At 42.3% G+C, this 19,524-nt stretch carries 8 protein-coding genes and 1 pseudogene; 5 read left to right on the top strand and 4 right to left on the bottom strand.

Features of this window, described 5'->3' with window-relative positions:
- Nucleotides 1–91: 91 nt before the first annotated feature.
- The 4 genes from gatB to B2746_RS02190 all read left to right on the top strand — a co-directional run bounded on the left by gatB (nucleotide 92) and on the right by B2746_RS02190 (nucleotide 7,921).
- Complete coding sequence (gatB, locus tag B2746_RS02205) at nucleotides 92–1,567, top strand: Asp-tRNA(Asn)/Glu-tRNA(Gln) amidotransferase subunit GatB (RefSeq protein WP_290790548.1); 1,476 nt, start codon at nucleotides 92–94, stop codon at nucleotides 1,565–1,567.
- A gap of 10 nt (nucleotides 1,568–1,577) precedes the next feature.
- Complete coding sequence (locus B2746_RS02200; protein WP_290790547.1) at nucleotides 1,578–2,762, top strand: TlpA family protein disulfide reductase; 1,185 nt, start codon at nucleotides 1,578–1,580, stop codon at nucleotides 2,760–2,762.
- 433 nt (nucleotides 2,763–3,195) lie between these two features.
- A complete protein-coding gene (locus B2746_RS02195; RefSeq protein ID WP_290790544.1) occupies nucleotides 3,196–6,408 on the top strand; it encodes a SusC/RagA family TonB-linked outer membrane protein in 3,213 nt (1,070 codons plus the stop codon).
- 19 nt (nucleotides 6,409–6,427) lie between these two features.
- Nucleotides 6,428–7,921: a RagB/SusD family nutrient uptake outer membrane protein gene (locus B2746_RS02190; protein WP_290790541.1), complete on the top strand. Its 1,494-nt coding sequence runs from the start codon at nucleotides 6,428–6,430 to the stop codon at nucleotides 7,919–7,921.
- A gap of 442 nt (nucleotides 7,922–8,363) precedes the next feature.
- On the opposite strand, the pseudogene B2746_RS02185 reads toward B2746_RS02190, so the two are convergent.
- From B2746_RS02185 to B2746_RS02170, 4 genes and pseudogenes are all read right to left on the bottom strand, one after another.
- Nucleotides 8,364–9,575: pseudogene (locus tag B2746_RS02185) on the bottom strand (transposase).
- Between the two features lie 314 nt (nucleotides 9,576–9,889).
- Nucleotides 9,890–11,488 (bottom strand): RagB/SusD family nutrient uptake outer membrane protein, encoded by a 1,599-nt coding sequence (locus B2746_RS02180; RefSeq protein ID WP_290790538.1) that lies wholly within the window; start codon nucleotides 11,486–11,488, stop codon nucleotides 9,890–9,892.
- Nucleotides 11,489–11,505: 17 nt separating this feature from the next.
- Entirely contained in the window at nucleotides 11,506–14,625 is a 3,120-nt protein-coding gene (locus B2746_RS02175; protein ID WP_290790535.1) for a SusC/RagA family TonB-linked outer membrane protein, read from the bottom strand.
- Nucleotides 14,626–14,862: 237 nt separating this feature from the next.
- The gene (locus tag B2746_RS02170) at nucleotides 14,863–17,193 is read right to left on the bottom strand and encodes an efflux RND transporter permease subunit (RefSeq protein ID WP_290790533.1); all 2,331 of its coding nucleotides are present in this window, start codon (nucleotides 17,191–17,193) and stop codon (nucleotides 14,863–14,865) included.
- A gap of 96 nt (nucleotides 17,194–17,289) precedes the next feature.
- On the opposite strand from B2746_RS02170, the gene B2746_RS02165 reads away from it, so the two are divergent.
- Nucleotides 17,290–19,521: a two-component regulator propeller domain-containing protein gene (locus B2746_RS02165; protein WP_290790530.1), complete on the top strand. Its 2,232-nt coding sequence runs from the start codon at nucleotides 17,290–17,292 to the stop codon at nucleotides 19,519–19,521.
- The last annotated feature ends 3 nt before the right edge of the window (nucleotides 19,522–19,524 follow it).

The raw sequence follows: 19,524 nt of genomic DNA, 5'->3' as shown, positions 1-19,524 counted from the left end.
AAAGGGGAAGCATTCCCTCCTTTTTCCCCTTGTCTCCTTTTTCCCCGTTGCTTCACCTTCTCCTTTGTCCCCCTTTCCCTACCTTTGCGCCATGGAAGAAAGGATTGTTGACGGCCAGGCTCCACTGGAAGAAAAATATGAATTGGTGATAGGCCTGGAAGTGCATGCCCAGCTATCCACCGTAACGAAATTATTCTGCGCCGATTCCGCCAGTTTTGGCGGGGCTCCCAATACACATATCAGTCCAATTACGCTGGCATATCCGGGTACCTTACCAAGATTGAATAAGGAAGCCATGGTTGCGGCAGTTAAAATGGGACTGGCCTGTAATTCCAGTATTACCGAAACAAACTGGTTTGCCAGAAAGCATTATTTCTATCCCGATTTACCAAAGGGGTATCAGACATCACAGCATATCAATACTATTTGCCAGGGTGGTGGTGTACGGATCCAGGTGAATGGGGAAGAGCGTACGGTTCAACTACACCATATCCATCTGGAAGAGGATGCGGGTAAGAGTATCCATGATGCGCATGAAAATAAAACGGCCATCGATCATAACAGGGCCGGAGTTCCGCTGATTGAAATCGTTTCAGAACCGGATATGTTCAGTGCTGAAGAGGCATATGCTTATGTAACTGAGGTTCGCAAATTGGTACGCTTTCTGGGTATATGCGATGGTAATATGGAGGAAGGAAGCATGCGTTGCGATGCCAATATTTCAATACGTCCAAGGGGGCAAAAAGAGTTGGGTACCAAAGTGGAAGTAAAGAACCTGAATTCTATCCGACATGTAAAAAAAGCCATCGAAATAGAAGCACAAAGAATGATGGAGATGGCAGAAAAAGGGGAGCCTATCATTCAGCAGACCAGAAGTTTCGATGCAGACCGAATGATTACGTTTGCATTAAGAAGCAAGGAAGAAGCGAATGATTACCGGTATTTTCCTGACCCCGATTTACCTCCTTTTATTGTATCAGCAAAACAGCTTGAATCGATCCGGTTATCCATGCCGGAATTACCGGATGCCATTCAACAACGTTATATTATTGACTATCAGTTACCGATCTACGATGCACGACTCATCAGTGACGAAAAAGAAATGGTGCATTATTTTGAAACAAGTATTCAATATACACAGCAGTACAAAGCAGTTGCCAACTGGCTATTGGGGCCAATAAAAGCCTGGATGAATGAGACCAATCAATTGCTTGATCAGTTTCCTTTAACACCGAAACAATTTGCCGGTTTGGTTGAGTTGGTTCAGTCTGGCAAGATTAGTTTTTCTTCTGCATCTTCCCGTTTATTTCCACGCTTATTGGAACAGCCCGAAATGGATCCTACCGAACTTGCATCTTCCCTTCAGTTGTTACAGGATGCGGGTACAGATGAAATTGAACAATGGGTAATGGAAGTATTGAGCAAAATGCCGGAGAAAGTGGCTGAATATCGTAAAGGCAAAAAGGGTTTGATAGGTTTGTTTATGGGGGAAGTGAAGAAAGTATCAAGAGGCAAAGCGGATCCAAAAACGACTACTGCCTTATTGGAGCAAAAATTAAATCAATAAATAATTGTTTATGAGGATTTCTCGGATTCTTTACGGTTCAGGATTGTTGGTGTTGGTGTTGTTGGTATCCTGTGAGACGAAGAAAGCAGGAGGTGATTTTACTGTAAAAATTAATTTTATAAATGGTGATAAGCTGGAGCCGATGGAGAACAGGAGAATCCAGATTGAAGAAATTCCGTTTGGTTCGGATGCAGCGCCTGTTATATTGGATTCTACCACTATAAAGGGTAAAGAGGGAACTGTATCATTACAGGCAAAGGCAAAGGATGAAGGGGTATATGAAATATCTGTGGAGAACGGCCCTGTATTTCTTGTTGTGAATGATGCAGCATCAATTTCTGTGGATCTGGATATGGCAAAGAAGGAGCAACACTACAAAGTAGAGGGGTCTCCTGCAAGTAGGCAGATTCAGGGGTTGATTCAGGAGTACAGCAATCGTAGTTTGGAAATTAATGAAGTGTTTGCTCAGTTGGATAGTTTAAAGCAATTTCCAGGCACGGATACCATGCAACTTTTTCTAACCGAAAAGAAGAATAAACAGATTGCTGATTTAAGCGCGTATGTAAAAGATGTGGTAACGAAATCTGCCAGTCCGGCTGTAAGTATGTTTTCACTTGGTCTCGCTTCTCAAATCGTTCCGCGTGCTGAATTTGAGCAGGTATTGGTTGCCACGGTGAATCGTTTTCCGGAATATGGCACGTTGCAATCGGTGAAAAAAACATTTGATCAGCAGAAAGCGCAATTGGAGGAGATGGAGCGAAGGCAATCTTCCAAAAGTCTGGTAGGTAAACCTGCGCCGGAGTTAATGATGCCGGGAACGGATGGCAAACCCTTATCGATATCCGGGTTTAAAGGAAAGTATGTGTTGGTTGATTTTTGGGCAAGCTGGTGTGGTCCGTGTAGAAAGGAGAATCCCAATGTAGTTCGGGCCTATGATAAGTTCAGGGAAAGAAATTTTACCATTCTGGGAGTTTCGTTGGATAAGAGTAAAGAAGACTGGTTACAGGCAATTAAAGATGATCAGTTAACCTGGTCGCATATGAGTGATTTGAAATTCTGGAGCAGTGCTTCGGTGGATGTCTATGGTTTTGAAGGAATCCCCTATAATGTATTGATTGATCCGCAGGGGATGATAATAGCAGAAAATTTGCGGGGAATTGATCTGGAGACGAGATTAAATGAGCTCTTAAAGTGATCAGGTCAAACCGTTTATGTAAAAAAGGAGCCTTTTATGGTTCCTTTTTTTGTTGAATATAATTGTCAGGGAATTGGTGAATAGTTAACAAATATTAATATTAAGTAATAAATGACTTATTATTATAATTAACGGTTAAATATATATTAATAAAGGTATAAAAAGAATAATTATAGTAAATAGTATGAAAATGACCATTTTTATTTAACCTAATTTTAAACTTCCTGTGTTTAATTTGTTAATTCTTCTAAATAAAGTAGCACAATGAGAAAGCCCAGCCGTAAAGATTTAAGTGTTCCGATGCAAAGGCGCCCTGTAAAATTATCATGAACTAAATTTCTGCAAAACTCTCAAAGTTTTAATGCAGCTTTTCATGATCTAACCTGTCATACTATTTAACAAAGATTTTTTTTAATCTAAACACACAATGTACATGAGAAAAATGCTCTGCATGCTTTTGTGCATGGTTGTCCTGGCGGGACAACTATGGGCACAGACCCGAACGCTCACAGGTCGGGTTACAGATGCATCTGGCAATCCTGTTGCTAATGCATCGGTGGTAGTTAAAGGTACCACTACAGGTACCACTACCAAGGACGATGGTACGTATTCAATTACCATTCCGGGAACCGCCCGGATATTGGTTATTTCGGGGGTTGGTTTTGGAGAATTTGAACAGCGGATTGGTGAAGGAAACACCATTGATGCTGTATTAAAAAAATCGGATTCGGATCTACAGGAAGTTGTTGTAGTTGGTTATAGTAATACAACAAAAGAAGCCTTTACCGGATCTGCCGTAGTGGTATCTGGTGATGCACTAACCAATAAAAACACATCTAACGTTTCACAGGCACTTGCTGGCGAAGTGGCAGGTGTTCGGGTGATCAATGCCACTGGGCAGCCAGGTGCAGCAGCCACCATACGGATTCGTGGTTTGGGATCAGTAAACGGAAACCGTTCTCCTTTATATGTAATTGATGGAGTTCCGTTTACAGGTGTCCTGAATTCAATTAATATGGGTGACGTTGAGTCAACAACCGTATTAAAAGATGCAGCAGCAACTTCAATTTATGGTGCCCGAGGTGCGAATGGTGTGATTATCATAACCACAAAAAATGGTCGCAGTCAAAAGCCTTTTATTGAAGCAGATCTGAAAGTTGGTACCAACTTCTCCTATTTACCCCGTTATGATAAAATAACCAATCCGGAAGAATATATTGAACTGAGCTGGAGAGCTATGCGTAACCAGGGACTTGCTACAGGTGCGGCTGATCCGGTGGCTTATGCAAATGCGAATTTGTTTGGAAATGCGGGTATTGATGTAGATTATAACATGTGGAATGTTGCTAATGGAGCAGACTTGATAGATCCTGCCACCGGCAAAGTTAGGGCGGGTGTAACTCGTCGCTTCAATCCGGAAAGCTGGGAAGATTATGCCTTCCAGCCTTCCAACCGCACAGAAGCTACTGTTCGTTTGGGTGGTGGAACAGGCAAGACTAACTACTATACTTCTGTTGGATATCTGCAGGATAAAGGTTATTCCATCAATTCCGATTTCAAACGCTTCTCTGCGAGAATGAATATCAATCAGGAGATTAGAAGCTGGCTGACGGCTTCCATGAATATTGGATATGCGAATACCACCACTAATCAGAATGGTCAGGGTAGCAGCTCCAATTCCATTTTTTGGTTTGTTGATAATCTTCCTTCTATTTATCCATTATTTAGGAAAGATGCAAATGGAGATAATATCCCCGACAATATTTATGGCGGCAATGTATTTGACTATGGTGAAGCGGGGCGTAAGTTCGGATCACTGACCAATGCCATAGCAGATGCAACTTATGATGTAGACCGTACAAAGAGGAATGAGCTGAACGGTAACGGGCAAATTAAAGTGAATTTCACCAAGGAACTTTCATTTGAAACAAGATTGGGGGTTCAATACTTTAATAGTGTGAATACCAATCGCCTGAACAAATTTTATGGCTCAGCAGCCGGTCAAAAGGGGGCCATTTACCTTTCCCGTACAGAATTAACGAACCTGAACTTTCTTAAAATGTTGCGATATGCCAAAGATTTTGGAGATCATAACATTGAAGTGTTAGCTGCTCATGAAGCTACAGACTGGAAAAGAAACACTTCCACTGCCGGAAACGTAAACCTGGTTTCAAATGATAATCTTGAGTTGACAAATGGTGTGGTTTCTGCTGGTCTTGCAGGTGGATATATGGAAGATTATACATTGGAAAGTTATTTTGCTCAGGTTAATTACGATTTCAACAGAACATATTATTTATCTGCAACTGTTCGTCGGGATGGTACCTCACGTTTCGTAAAAGACAAATGGGGCAACTTTGGTTCAATTGGTCTGGGATGGATCGTGTCGAATGAAGGTTTTATGGACAAACAGCGGGTCTTTGATTATCTGAAATTGAAAGCCAGCTTTGGTCTCATGGGCGATCAGGATGGTGTTGGTTTCTATCCTGGATATGACTTTTACACCGTTAGTCAATTAAACGGCCAACCTTCTTTAACCCCGGGCGACGGTCAAAGTCCTGATCTTACCTGGGAAACTTCCCAGATGTACCAGGCTGGTATTGAATTCCGTTTGGGTAGTTATTTAACCGGTTCCCTCGATTACTATGTGAAAAATACCAACGACCTTATTTTTAGACGTCAGATCGGTATTTCAAATGGTTTCCCTTCTTTAAGGGTAAATGATGGAAAACTTAGAAACCAGGGATTTGAATTTGATCTTACTGCACATTTATTGAAGAAGAAAGACTACTATTTTGATTTTGGTGTGAATGGAGAAATGTTCACTAACAAGATCCTGAGGATGCCATTGGATCCTTCGAATAATAATGAAGAAAAGATAATTGATATCCAGGGGGCTTATGGATGGGGAAAAGATCGTTCCATCTTTGATTTTTATGTACGTGATTTTGCAGGAGTTGACCCTGCAGATGGAAAATCCACCTGGGTAGTATTTTATGATGATGAAAATAGTGACGGACAATACCAACAAGATGAGGAAGTGTTGAATCTGGAACAATATCTTGCTGAAAACCCTGATAAAAGAGGATCCCTGCTTAAATCCACCACCAAAGAATATGCTGACGCTACCCAATATTATGTTGGCAAATCAGCTATTCCAAAAGTGCGTGGCGCTTTCAATTTGAGAGGAGGATACAAAGGTTTTGATATTGCTATTCAATTCCTGTACAGTCTCGGCGGTTATACATATGACGGAGCTTATGCAAATTTGATGGCAAATGATCTGATTGGTGGTAACAACTGGCATAAAGACATCCGTCAAAGCTGGACTACACCCGGTCAGGTTACCAATGTTCCGCGTATTTCCAATGAAGAAGATGCAAACGTAGCGTCTCTCTCAAGCCGTTTTATTACCAAAGCAAGTTTCATGTCTCTTAATAATATTCGTATTGGTTATAACCTGCCATCTACTATGCTTAGCAGACTAAATGTGAGCGAAGCTTCATTCTTCGTATCAGGTGATAACCTCTACATAAATTCGGCTCGTAGAGGTTTGAATCCAACCATATCTGAATCCGGGGCATCGAATATTTATACATATGCTCCTTTATCCACCATTACAGTGGGCATGCGTGTAAAACTGTAAATCAATAAATTAAAATCAAATGAGATATAAACACATTATAGCTTCAATGGTGCTGGGTACCATGGTGTTATCGGGATGTAAAAAAGACTTCCTGGAAACCAGACCTACCCGGGAAATTACTACCGCTGATCTGGCTGAACAGGCTGCTATTGATCCGTCACTTCTTGATGGAAGTATATCTGGATTGTACACCCTGATGTATTCTATTTTCAATGCACTGGATGACCGTCACGATGATTTTGGGCAGAAAGGCATTGATATTTATACTGACATGTTATCCGGTGATATGGTACTGGGTGCCTTAAATTATGGGTGGTATTCTCCAATAGCCCGTTTACAGGCAACAACGGATTTTACACGTGCAGAAACACGAATTCCCTGGGGTTATTATTACAGAGTGATTCGCGGAGCAAATCTTGTAATAGATGCATTGGGCGGAAATGATGCCATTCCTGAAGTGGAGGCAAATAAATTCTCTATGGGGCAGGCAAAAGCCATCCGTGCTTACGCCTATTTTTATTTGAGCCAGTTGTATTCACTGGAGTATGGAACCGGTTCAGAAAAAACGGTTCCTCTTTATACTGCACCCGGTCAGGTTAATTTGCCCAAAGCTACTTCTACAGAAGTTTATAATCTGATCATATCTGATCTTGAAGCGGCAGTTGAATTACTCGCGTCATTCAACAGAGGGGCTAAAAATCAGATTGACCAGAATGTAGCAAAAGGACTGTTGGTGTATGCCTTAGGTGCCCGCGGTGCGGCTGCAGACTGGACAAGAATTGAAACCCTGACCCAGGAGCTGATGGCTGCATATCCAATGACTACAGAACTTGAAACCGTTGCGGTGTTGAATGGTAACACACTTACCAATCCCCAGTCCGGGTTTAATAATGTAGCTACTCCAAGCTGGATATGGGGTGTTGATATTATCACTGACTATGGCCTCGACCTGGTTTCCTGGTGGGGACAGATGGATTATTATACCTATAGCTATGCATGGGCAGGTGATCCTAAAATCATAGATGCGGGTCTTTATAATTCCATTCCAGATAATGATATCAGAAAAAATCAATTTGATGTGGATCTCTGGCCAACTAACAAATTCTTTCATCCGAATCGCAGAATTGGCGGCCAGCGTCTGATTGATGCAGATTATGTTTATATGCGTGCTGATGAGTTCTATTTATTGAACGCAGAAGCAAAAGCGCAGAATGGGAAAGACGGTGAAGCTCGTCAGGTATTAAAAAATTATCTGGCTGAACGTATGCCTGATACCGATTATCTGGATGCTCTTTCTGGTGATGCCTTAAAAGATGAAATTTACAAACAAACCAGAATTGAATTTTGGGGAGAGGGTAAGTCTTATCTGGCACTCAAGCGTAGTAAAAAAGCGGTAACCCGTGGATCAAATCATATATTCGAAGCTGGAAATACCTTCCCTTATAATGATCCAAAGCTGACCTTCCCTATTCCACAACAGGAAGTGATCAACAATCCGAATTTGAATAACTAATTCAGGAATATTTTATTTTAATTAAAAGGGCTGTTGCTGTTTTGCAACAGCCCTTTTTTTAGTATATGTATAAAACCTGGGTTGTGTTGTTGGACTTTTGGATTGGAATTTATTTCATGGTGCGGCATCAGGATTTTTTTATCAATTAGGTAAAGAAATGTTCTCCTACCAGATTCTTCAATTTTCATCGATTATTAATTTAATCTGTGTTTCTACTTCCTTAAATTTCCACATAATTATGTTTAATTGGCGGATTCAATGAGATTCATGAGAACATTGTTTATAGAACTGTATCAATAGAGAAGTACTATGGCGTTTAAAAAAGAGGCCGTCCTAAAAGTATAAGGGCGGCCTTTTTTTTTTGACTGTGGTAGTAAATCCAGCGTAAAAAATACTGATTTGCGGGTTGAGCTGATTCGTTTTTGTGAAGAGGCAAAGGTTGCTAGGCAATTTTCTTTCTTAAGTTGTGTGCGATTGCCAGCAAACCCGTTTCAATGTTCACTTTTTTTATTCCACGGAGCATAAATCGCTTGAACTGGTGGTTGTGTTAGATGTTTGCGAAGACGGTTCGGTATCCCAGCACCTCTTCTTTCTTTTTTCAACACCTTTTTTTGATTTAAGTCTCTTGTCAGCCTGGGCCTTTAAGCGGTTTAGGTTATGGTTTAACTGGATGATGCGATCACCTTTCTGATCATGACAGTCTTGTCGTAAGGGGCAGCCCTGGCATTTACTGGCCTTGTAAAGTTTTGTTCACTTCTGTAACCTGCGTCAGCAGTTATACTGGAGGCTTCTGTTGATAGCTGCGCAGGTGGTCTTGCAAGTGCTCAGACAGGGTATTGGTATCGGTAGTGTCCTGGTGAATAGAATAAGAGGCAATAGACTGATTGTTCGTGCTGATCTGAACGTTGTAGGGGGGGAGTTGACCGTTCCGCATGTGATCATCCTTCATACGCATGAAGGTTGCGTCAGGATCCGTTTTACTAAAACTGCTCCTTTTGGTTCCAAGGATTTTTTCCTGTGCTTCCTACTTATCTAAAGCTGCAGGCCAGTGCTTTTGGGCATAATTTAATTTTTGCCTTACAGCTGGTTTAACTTTCTTGTTCTTAAGGTCTGCATTGATCGTCTCAATTGTTTTCTCCACCTGCTTGCTATCCACTTTATCAAAACCAGCAGGGTCTGAATCATCTAATTCACTCGCAGCAACAGATAGTTTGATGGCTCTGCCCCGTACAAAAGTATACCGGTTGGCATTAGCTTCGATCTTGGTGCCATCGGTATAGAAGTCTTTGATATTGAGTAATCCTTCTTCACACCACAACAAAACAATCTGGTGAAAAATTGGCTTGAGTGTTGTTTGCAAACGCTCTCCCCTGAAGCGATTAATCGTGTTGTGATCCGGCTTACTTATACCAGCCAGCCACATGTAGTGGATGTTTTGAAGAACGGCCTCTTCAATTTTGCGACTACTATAAACATTGTTGATATATGCATACACCAACACTTTTAGTAGCATCCCGGGATTGTAACTGCTCGTGCCACCCGGTTTGTGGAGCTTTACGATCGGCCCGATATCAATCTGATCTAATATCGCAGCTACGGCGCGTACCGGATGATTGGGTGCAATCAACTCATCCAGACTTGGTGGAAGCAGCATAGCCTGGTATTGGTTATTCTGCTTGAAAACAACGGTTAATGAGGTACCTCTTACGATGCAGAAATAGCCACAAAAACAAAAAAAGTTATTTCCACGCCAAAAAACATCAAAATGTGAATAACCCTACCCTGAAAAATGAAAAAAGGCTGCCTCAATTACTTTTGAGACAGCCTCTTTTTTTGTTTCCATTTTTAGGGGGAATATGATAGACGCAGATTTTAAGAGATACTCCGATTCTTTAAAAGAGAAGATTTGACAAATAAAAGACTGCCCATTTTGGGGGCAGCCTTTTTTATACCAGAGGATTAATTAATTTAATAAACCGGATTTTGCTCGTAGTTTTTATTTGATTGTAATTCACTTAATGGAATTGGCCATATAAAGCGGTGATCGCTGTACGGAAGTGCTGCCACTGCTGTTGTATAGGGCGTGCTGCCGGCTCCACATTCATAGAAACTTGTACCAGCTACTCCTGTTCCGATCTTTGCAGGAATTCCTCCAATTGAAAAATCCGGGTCTACAGCATTGCGATGAATATCCATCCATCTTTTTCCTTCTGCCGCAAATTCAATTCTGCGTTCCACCAAAATGGCACTGATCAATTCATTTTTATTTGCAAAATCACCAATGCCGAATTGTGCATCTGCATCTACCGAGCGATTACGAACTGCATTCAATAAGGCAAGTCCGCGTTCGGATACACCTCCTCCAATTCTTGATTCTGCTTCTGCCAGGTTTAGCAGTACTTCAGCATACCGGATTTGAGGTGCCGGATCAGTACTGGTAGTTGGATCCTTGTATTTATTGCTCAGGTAATTCACTTTTGTTCCTTCTGTTATTGTAATCATCATGTTCCTGCGTCTGTCTGTGCATAGCCATTCTGGTAAATTGTAGAGAATTGGACTGATGCGAACCAAAGCACGTCCACCAGTAGCAGTAGTGCCCAGCATATTACCCAATGCTCCATTTACACCGGGGTTGTCGGTAGATGCATTTCTTACAGAAAAAATACTTTCATTCCCCTGCCAGCCACCTGTTGTAAATGGAGTGGCAGGATCTGCTTCCAAACGCCATCCGCCTATGGCAGATTGAAATGGAGCTGTTGCTGGAACAAGTTTATTTCCTTCTTCCACCACTTTGGGCCAATCTCCCATATGGAGATATATGCGTGATTTGAGTGCAATCGCTGCAGCCTTGGATGCTCTGTAGGTTTTATTTGCACCAGTTTGGGTTTCTGGCAAATTAGTTTCTGCGAAATTCAGATCATCCAGAATTTTGGCATAGTTATCACCAACAGATGTTCTGGTCTGTGCTCTGGCTTCTTCAATGGCTGCCTGCCCATTAATTCCTTTTTCCCTATAAATAATCCCCATCTGACTTCCATTCCCATCGCGGTATGGGCGAGCAAAATTCACTACCAGTTCATGATGAGCAAGTGCACGAAGAAATCTTGCTTCTCCGATATATGCATTTCCAATTTCAGCGGTTACTATATTATTTGTTATAGCCCCCTGAACTCCCTCAATAGTAAGATTGGCTTTATTTATTAATGCATAAAGGGTTTGAAACATAAAATCCTGATTTGCAGAAGTTGGATTATATGTTGCTTCATATGTAACCTGATAAAACAGGGCATTATTTAGCATATCTTCTCCTCTCATATCACCCTGTGTAATATTGGCAGCTCCAAATGGATAACCACGTACGGCTCCACCGGCATAAAATCCGGATTGTGCTGCATCATAAACTCCGTTAATGGCAGCCTCCACTCTTTCCTGAGAAGTGAATGCTGTTGCATCCGTAAATGAACTGAAGGGTAAAACATCCAATGCTTTCTTACAACCAGGAGTCAGAAGGGAAAGTGCTACAGTTATTCCCAGCACCCCGATTGATTTATTAATATTCATTTTCATTTTCTGCGTTTTTTAGATTAGAAGCCAAGATTTAAACCAAAAGTGAATGTTCTTAGCTGTGGTACGGAACTGTTGTCGATTCCGATTTCACTAAAGTTTTCCGGATCAATTCCATTGTAGTTGGTCCATACAAACAAATTGGTGCCCTGAACAAAAAAGCGGGCTGATTTTATCGTGTTACCCAGATTTCCGAGTTTTTTTGTGTCAATGGAATAGCCTAACTGCAAATTTTGCAGGCGTAAAAAATTTGCTTTCTCAAGAAACCGGCTATTGGCAAGTCCCTGCAGGTTAACCTGATTATCCCGACCATAGTAAAGTTTGGGGCTGGTTCCTGCTGTATTATCCGGTGTCCATCTGTTTAATACCTCAGTTCCATTATTCACGAATCCCATGCTATTCCATACTTCCTGACGGGTTAAGTTATAAACTGAGTTGCCGCCACCAAAGCGAAAGAATACATCAACTGTAAATCGTTTGTATGTTACGGTATTGCTTATTCCGCCAAACCAGGTTGGTAATGCACTTCCAATAATGGAGCGGTTTCCTAAGGTTGTTGCATCTCCCAGTGTATTGGGTTTACTCGGATCAAATAAATAGTAATTGGCTGCTGCTCCGGCCACGTTATGGTATTGTACTATAGTATCCGATCCGTTTCTGTACCACATAGGGTTACCATTGGCCGGATTAACGCCAGCCCACTCATATCCATAAAAAGAATTGATATCAGAACCAATTCGGTTAATATTAAATGTTCCATTGTTAGGTCCGGCTACCAGCACTTCCTGCTGTCCGTCAGCCAGTGCTTTTACTTTATTGGCCACTTTGGTAAAGTTGGCATTTACTGCCCAGGTGAAATCTTTTTTACGAATAATATCTCCACCAATTGAAATTTCTATCCCTTTGTTCTCCATCTTACCAATATTCTTGGTAATTATATTTCCCGGAACACCAAGGGAAACAGGTTGCAATTCGTCCAGCACCTGTCCGTCATTCTGATTAATAAAGTAATCAAAACTCAGGTTAAAACGGTCATCCAGAAAAGCGAGATCCACACCAAGATTCAGTTTTTTGTTAACCTCCCATTGTAATTGTGCATTTCCAATTCTATTGGCTGCATTACCTGCCACACCACCATATTGTGCCGGTCCGTAGGTACTTAACCAGGGGAATGAAGCTGACAGTTCATTTCCAACTTCGGCATAACCTCCTCTGATCTTAAAATCATTGATTACGTTGGCGATGCCACTTTGCGACCAGAATTTTTCAGCACTGATATTCCAGCCTGCTGAAGCCCCAAAGAAATTGCCGTAACGAACGTCAGGAGCAAGTCTTGAACTTCCATCTCTTCGGATAGAGAATTGTGCAAAGTATTTTCCGGCATAGTCATAATTCAAACGGCCAAAATAGCTCTGAAATCCTGTTTTGGTGATTCCTCCGCCTGAAAACTGATTTGCAATGGTGTTGCTGATGAGGTTGTCTGATTGAAAAAATGGATCTGAGATGGTTGTTCCCTGTCCAAAAAAGGATCGATTTGTTACACGCTGCATTTCTACTCCACCAACTGCTGTCACACCATGATCACCAAATTGTTCAGTCCAGGTTGCATAATTTTGCCAGGTGTAAATGCTGTATTGGATATTCTGATTGGTTAAACTACCCTGTGCACCTCTGCCATCTCCATGTACACGATCCAGCGATTGAAAATCTATTGAGTTGGTATAATCAACGGATGCCTGTGTGCGAATTTGAACAGAGCGAATCGGGCTAAGTTCCAGGAAGAAGTTGTTGATTATGCGGTATCGATCATTGCTGAATTTATTTTTTGCAAGTACATATGCAATATTCACATAGTTGTTTTCAATATTTCGTGTATTGGCATCTGAACCAAGTGCTGAATTATCCGGTGTTATATTGTAGCCGGTTGGATGATCAGCGTTGAAGACTCGAACGTTGGGCAACGCTCTTTGTGCTGCACCCATTGCCCCACTCAATGCATTACCTCCATTATTCTGATCAAAATCTTCCGTTCTGCTCAGCGTAATGTTATTTCCAATTTTGAGCCATTTGTTTGCTTTGTGTTCCATGTTTGCACGGACATTGAAACGACGGTTTTTGTTTGTTTGAATAATCCCTTCCTGCGAAAGGTAGTTCAGGCTCATGTAATAGGTACTTTTGTCACTTCCTCCTGCTGCACTGATGGTATGACTCTGGACAAATGGGTTCTTTTTATAAATCACATCGCGAAGCCAATCGGTATTGGTTCCTTCTGCACTCATATTGGCCCCTGCAGCAAGACCTGCATTTGTTAGTTTTTCATTGGCAATTGTTACAAATTGTTCGCCATTCAACAAGTCGGGAGAGTTAAATTCTGAACTTACTCCCATATACATATCATAGTTTACATTCAGCCGGCCTGATTTCCCTTTTTTGGTTGTAATCATAACCACGCCATTGGCAGCCCGGCTGCCATAAATTGCAGTGGCAGCTCCGTCTTTCAATACTTCAATGGATTCAATATCGTTTGGATTGATATCAGCCAACACGTTGGTATTGGCAAAACTGGAAGCTCCGCCGGTATATGAGGGGACGCCATCAATTACAAACAGCGGATCCCGACCCTGAGATATGGAGTTAACACCCCTGATCCTGATTCTTGGAGGTGCACTTACTAGTCCGCTGGATTGAGTTACCTGCACACCTGCAGCCCGACCTGCCAGCTGTCGGTCAAATGAGGTTGTTGGAAGATCGGAGATTTTATCTCCTCCGATTTTACCGATTGCAGCAGTAACTGTTCTTTTTTTCTGGACTCCATATCCAACTACCACAACTTCCTGAAGATCCCGGTTGTCTGTTTGAAGATCAATACTGACAGTGTTTTTGTTGGTAATATTTATTTCCCGTTGCAGCATACCAACTGCTGTAATTACCAGCGTTTTTGAATTTTCAGGTACATTGATCGAAAAACTGCCATCCTCCAGCGTGGATGTGCCAATACTGCTGCCTTTAACCAGAATGGATGCATTTGGTACAGGTTTTCCCAATGCATCTGAAACCTTACCCGTCACTGTACGTGACTGGGCCAATAGCTCACCACCGAGCATAAGTATGCCCAGTAGTAACAAGACTAATTTTCTCATGTGCGTTAATTTTTGACTACTAATTAATGAAGTGTTAAAAATAAGACAATTGATGAACGGTTAATGATGCACCATCAACGGTAAATTGTAGAAAAATTCGGTGAATTGTAAATTAAATGCGGTATATATAATATCACATATATAGATTATTGATATCCAATAAATTAAAATAGTGTTAAAAAATAAAGGGTAGCACAATAAATGTATTACCCCTCTTTTTCTAATGAGATTCTAATCTTATCTGGCTTTTTTTCGCGGTTTTGTTAGGTCAATTAACAAAGCTGGCAGCAAAACAAGGTTGGTAATCGTAGCAATTACCAGGGTAAGTGAAGTTAGCCAGCCCAATCCCTGGGTACCCCCAAATCCACTGAAACAAAAAATCACAAATCCGGCTATCAATACAAGGGAAGTATATATGATGCTGATCCCGGTGGAATGAATCGTTTCAATTACCACCTGCTGCCTGTCCATCTCCGAACCTCCCTGTTCCTGCTTGAAATTCACCAGAAAACGTATGGTGATATCAATCGCAATCCCAAGGGCCACACTGAAAATCAATACAGTAGAAGGTTTCAAAGCTATTCCAACCCAACCCATTACACCGGCCGTAATGACCAGCGGTACCAGATTGGGAATCAATGAACATAGCAGGATCCGGCCATTTTTAAAGAGATAAAGCATACAAAGCGCTATCAACAGAAAAGCCCAGAAGATACTTTCCTTCAATCCATTTATAATGAAGGTGCTCCCTTCCAAAAAAGTAATGCTGCTGCCGGTGAGAGTTATCTTATAATGACTGGTATCGAAATACTGATTCGTTTTGGCTTCAATAGAATCCAGCAGTTCTGGCAACCGCTTGCTTCCCACATCCTTCATATTCACACTGATCCGGGTCTGTTGCTTGTCCTCATCCATAAAGGAGCGTACCAACTGTCCCAGTTGATCGTTTTTACTGTCCGACCCCTTCATATTTAAATATCCGGCGAGGAAACTGATATCAAAACTATTCGGCAATCCATAATTGCTGCTGTCTCCATCGTAATAAGCCTGTCGCGCGAATTTCATGCCCTCCACAACCGATAAGGGCCTGGCCATTTCAGGTAAACTGCTGATATAAGTAGTAAGCGAATCAATCCGCTCAAATAATTGTAAGGGCTGACGACGTAACCCGTTTTTGATCTTTGTATCCACCACAATTTCAAGCGGCATGACCCCCTTGAAATGTTCTTCAAAGAATTTTAAATCGGTATAGATTTTATCTGTTTTGGGAAGATCATCTACGATAAATCCTTCTGATTTCAATCGCATTATCCCAATAACAGCTACTGCGGTTATAGCTATGGTTGCTCCATATATAAACCTCCGGTGATTGAGCGACCAGCGTTCGAGCCGATCCAGCACAGCCTGCAGCCATTTGTTCTCCAGGTATCGCGTATGCCGGGTTTTTGGCGCAGGCAGATAACTGAGTACAACCGGGATAAAAATGAAAGAAATTAGGAAGATGATCATGATGCTGATGCCGGCAACCACTCCAAACTCTTTCAGTACGGCACTTTTGGTAAGGGCAAATACGGCAAATCCAATAGCAGCAGCAATATTACAAAACAGCGTTACAATCCCCATTTTGCCTACCATGGTGCGTATGGCTTCTTTCTGTATCCCGGTTTCATTCCAGGATACATGGTATTTATTGAGGAAATAAATACAATTTGGGATCCCGATCACAACGATCAACGGAGGAATCAAAGCGGTTAGCAGCGTAATTTTATAACCAATCAGTACCTGCAATCCCACACTCCAGATTACTCCCATTATCACCACTGCAAGTGAAATCAGCATGGCACTGATACTCCTGAAAAACAACAGAAGAATAACTGCCGATAATAGCAGGGAGCCAATCAGCAGCCATTTCATTTCTTTGGCAATCCGATCCGCAATCTGGGTCCGGATCAGGGGCAATCCACTGTAATGTATATCCAGCTGGTGCTGCTTTCCAAATGCATCCACCCGGCTCACCACCTCCTGAATCACCTTGGTGCGTTCCGGAGATGCCATGATATCCTTGTTCATTCCTAATGCCATCAGCCAGCTTTGGCTTTCCGGATTGTACAGGAGTCCGCGGTAAAATGGCAAACTCCTGAATAATGCATAGGCACTATCAAGGGTGGCCTGGCTGGCACTGCTATCAGGAAATATGCGAACAGATTTTAATTTTTCAGAAGCACTGTCTTTTACCAGATTCACCGCACCCGGAATACCGAGTATGGATTCAACTCCCCTTACCTGTTTCAGTTCCTTTTGAAGCAGGCGATAGGATTCAAATACCGATTGTTGGAATAAGCGGTCGGTTTGAATTCCAATAACAAGCAGATTTCCATCTTCTCCAAACTGCTTTTTAAAGGCGATATAGGCCTTGTATTTCGGATTATCGGTGGGAATCGCTTTTGCAAATTCATAACTCATCTGCACTTTACTGGCATGGTATCCCATAAAAGCGGTTGCCAGAACTAACCCGATGATTAAAACCAATCTATTTTTTAAAACAAAGGAGCCCAGTTGTTGCCACATTAACACGAGGTTTTGCTGTTACTGCCCGCAAAGAAAGCCATTTTACCGCTATTAACCGGTTAAAAGCAGGACTGAAGCGGTTAACTTTGAGCTAATATGCGCCCTGGCTGCTTTTTATTTGTGATCAATTTCCTGCTTTCCCTTAGCTGCTATACCCAACCAATTGGAAGCTGGCAGGAACATATTTCCTTTCATTCTGCCATTTCGGTTGGTACCAACGGTAATCAGCTGATAACCGCCAGTCCGCAGGCCCTTTTTCAGTATGACCCTTCTTCAGAAGAATTCAAACGGATTACCAAAATAAATGGCTTGTCAGAAACAGGTATTCAGACAATCAGTAATAACCAATCGCTGACCGTGATAGCATATAGAAACAGTCAGTTGGATCTGCTTGAAAACAATACGACCCGTTCCGTTAATACCATACGACTCAGTTCAATTACAGCCGATAAACGCATTTACGATATCTGGATGGAGAATGCCCAATGCCTGCTTGCAACCGGATTTGGATTGGCTGTCCTGAATCTGGAAAAAGCAGAAATTGGGGATGTGTACCTGATTGCCTCCGGCGGTGCCTTTTCGAAAATGAATGCAGTAACTGCTGATCAGCAATATTTTTATTCTGCCGGTGAATCCGGATTTTACCGCGCACCACGTGCCGGACTAAACCTCGCTGATTTCAGAAACTGGACACTGTTAAGTGGACAAAATGGATTGCCTTCCGGCCAGTTTCAGCAGGTACTTTTCTGGAAGGGCTCCATTTATGTTCAGCAAAACAACCGGATTTATAAACAGGTGGGAACTGATTTTTCTCTCTGGTATCAGGATCAATGGCAATGGAATACAATTGATGTCTCGGAAACTGCGCTGATGATTTCACAACGGAGTGCAGGAAATGCAAGGGTGCTGCTGTTAAATGAATCAGCCAATCCGGTAAATCAACTAGAGCATCCATTAATCCAATGGCCTAAACAGTCGCTTTTTTTTCAGCAGCAGTATTGGGTAGCCGATTCTATCAACGGCTTATTGCAGATTGATGGAAATAATCTCAACAGACTTATCCCCAATTCTCCGGCCGGTATTGGAAGCGGAGGATTATTTGCCGGAAAAAAAGGTTGGTGGATGGCAACAGGGGAGAAGCTTAATCAGTTCACCGAAGGGAACTGGAAAGGCTATCAGGCTGCCGATCAAAACTGGCCTGCGGGATTTGGCCCCATCGGTCCGTTGGTGGAAGCATTGGACGGCACCCTCTGGGCCGGCTCTTCCAGCCAGGGACTTTGTTATCTTCATGAGTCAGGATTTCAGGTGTTTAAGGAAAACATTCTTTCTGCATCGGTTCAGGAGCCCGGTAATTATAAAGTTGGCGGATTGGCCTTGGATGCAGAACAGCGGCTCTGGATTACCAATGATGGTGCCACAGAAGGATTGGTGGTTCGATTCCCGGATGGAAACAGCAAGTCGTTTGAGATTCCTTTTTTTTATCCTTCTCTTCGGCTAAGCGAGCTTCTTATAGATGACCTGAATCAGAAATGGTTGGCGGCTCCGGGCAATGGATTGTTTTGTTTTAATCAGGGAGCTTCCATTGAAAATACCGGTGATGATCAGTGGCGCTATTATCAGGCAGGTTCCGGAAAAGGAAATCTTCCATCCAATCAGGTACTGAGTATGGTGAAGGATAAATTTGGTTTTATCTGGCTGGGCACAAGCGATGGAATCGGAATTCTGCAATGCCCGGAACAGGTTTTTTCCGGACAGGGATGTGAAGTGCTGTTGCCGGTAGTGCAAACCGATAATTTTGCCGGTTATCTTTTTAAGGGCGAAGCAGTACAGGCGATGGCGGTGGATGGTGCCAACCGGAAATGGATCGGGACCAAAAATGGAATATGGCTGATCAGTGCAAGTGGCGATGAAACCCTGCTACGGTTTACAACAGCTAATAGTCCATTGCCCGATAATGATATTCATAAAATTGCCATCGACCCCAAAACAGGAACCGTGCTTATTTCAACAGCACAGGGTTTGGTCAGTTATCAATCCACCGCAACCGAAGGAGGAACAACTAGCTCTAATGTTCTTGCATATCCGAACCCGGTAACACCGGGTTATACCGGACCAATTGCTATTCGCGGACTGGTGAATAATGCGGTTGTTAAGATTACAGAATTAAACGGGCGACTGGTTTATCAGGGGAGAGCGTTGGGTGGACAAGCCATCTGGAATGGTTTGGATTTAAACGGCAAGAGGGTTTCGACCGGTGTTTACCTGGTTTGGATCAGTGATGATAGCAGGCAAGAACAGGCCGTTACAAAAATTGTTTTTATTCAATAGTAA

It is taken from the genome of Flavihumibacter sp. UBA7668 (assembly GCF_002483205.1).
Lineage (GTDB): Bacteria > Bacteroidota > Bacteroidia > Chitinophagales > Chitinophagaceae > Flavihumibacter.
This window is presented reverse-complemented; position numbering and strand designations above follow the sequence as displayed.

What these genes read in the sequence shown, in the direction of transcription:
- gatB (WP_290790548.1), top strand. Translation starts at nt 92, where the DNA reads ATGGAAGAAAGGATTGTTGACGGCCAGGCTCCACTGGAAGAAAAATAT.
- B2746_RS02200 (WP_290790547.1), top strand. Translation starts at nt 1,578, where the DNA reads ATGAGGATTTCTCGGATTCTTTACGGTTCAGGATTGTTGGTGTTGGTG.
- B2746_RS02195 (WP_290790544.1), top strand. Translation starts at nt 3,196, where the DNA reads ATGAGAAAAATGCTCTGCATGCTTTTGTGCATGGTTGTCCTGGCGGGA.
- B2746_RS02190 (WP_290790541.1), top strand. Translation starts at nt 6,428, where the DNA reads ATGAGATATAAACACATTATAGCTTCAATGGTGCTGGGTACCATGGTG.
- B2746_RS02180 (WP_290790538.1), bottom strand. Translation starts at nt 11,488, where the DNA reads ATGAAAATGAATATTAATAAATCAATCGGGGTGCTGGGAATAACTGTA.
- B2746_RS02175 (WP_290790535.1), bottom strand. Translation starts at nt 14,625, where the DNA reads ATGAGAAAATTAGTCTTGTTACTACTGGGCATACTTATGCTCGGTGGT.
- B2746_RS02170 (WP_290790533.1), bottom strand. Translation starts at nt 17,193, where the DNA reads ATGTGGCAACAACTGGGCTCCTTTGTTTTAAAAAATAGATTGGTTTTA.
- B2746_RS02165 (WP_290790530.1), top strand. Translation starts at nt 17,290, where the DNA reads ATGCGCCCTGGCTGCTTTTTATTTGTGATCAATTTCCTGCTTTCCCTT.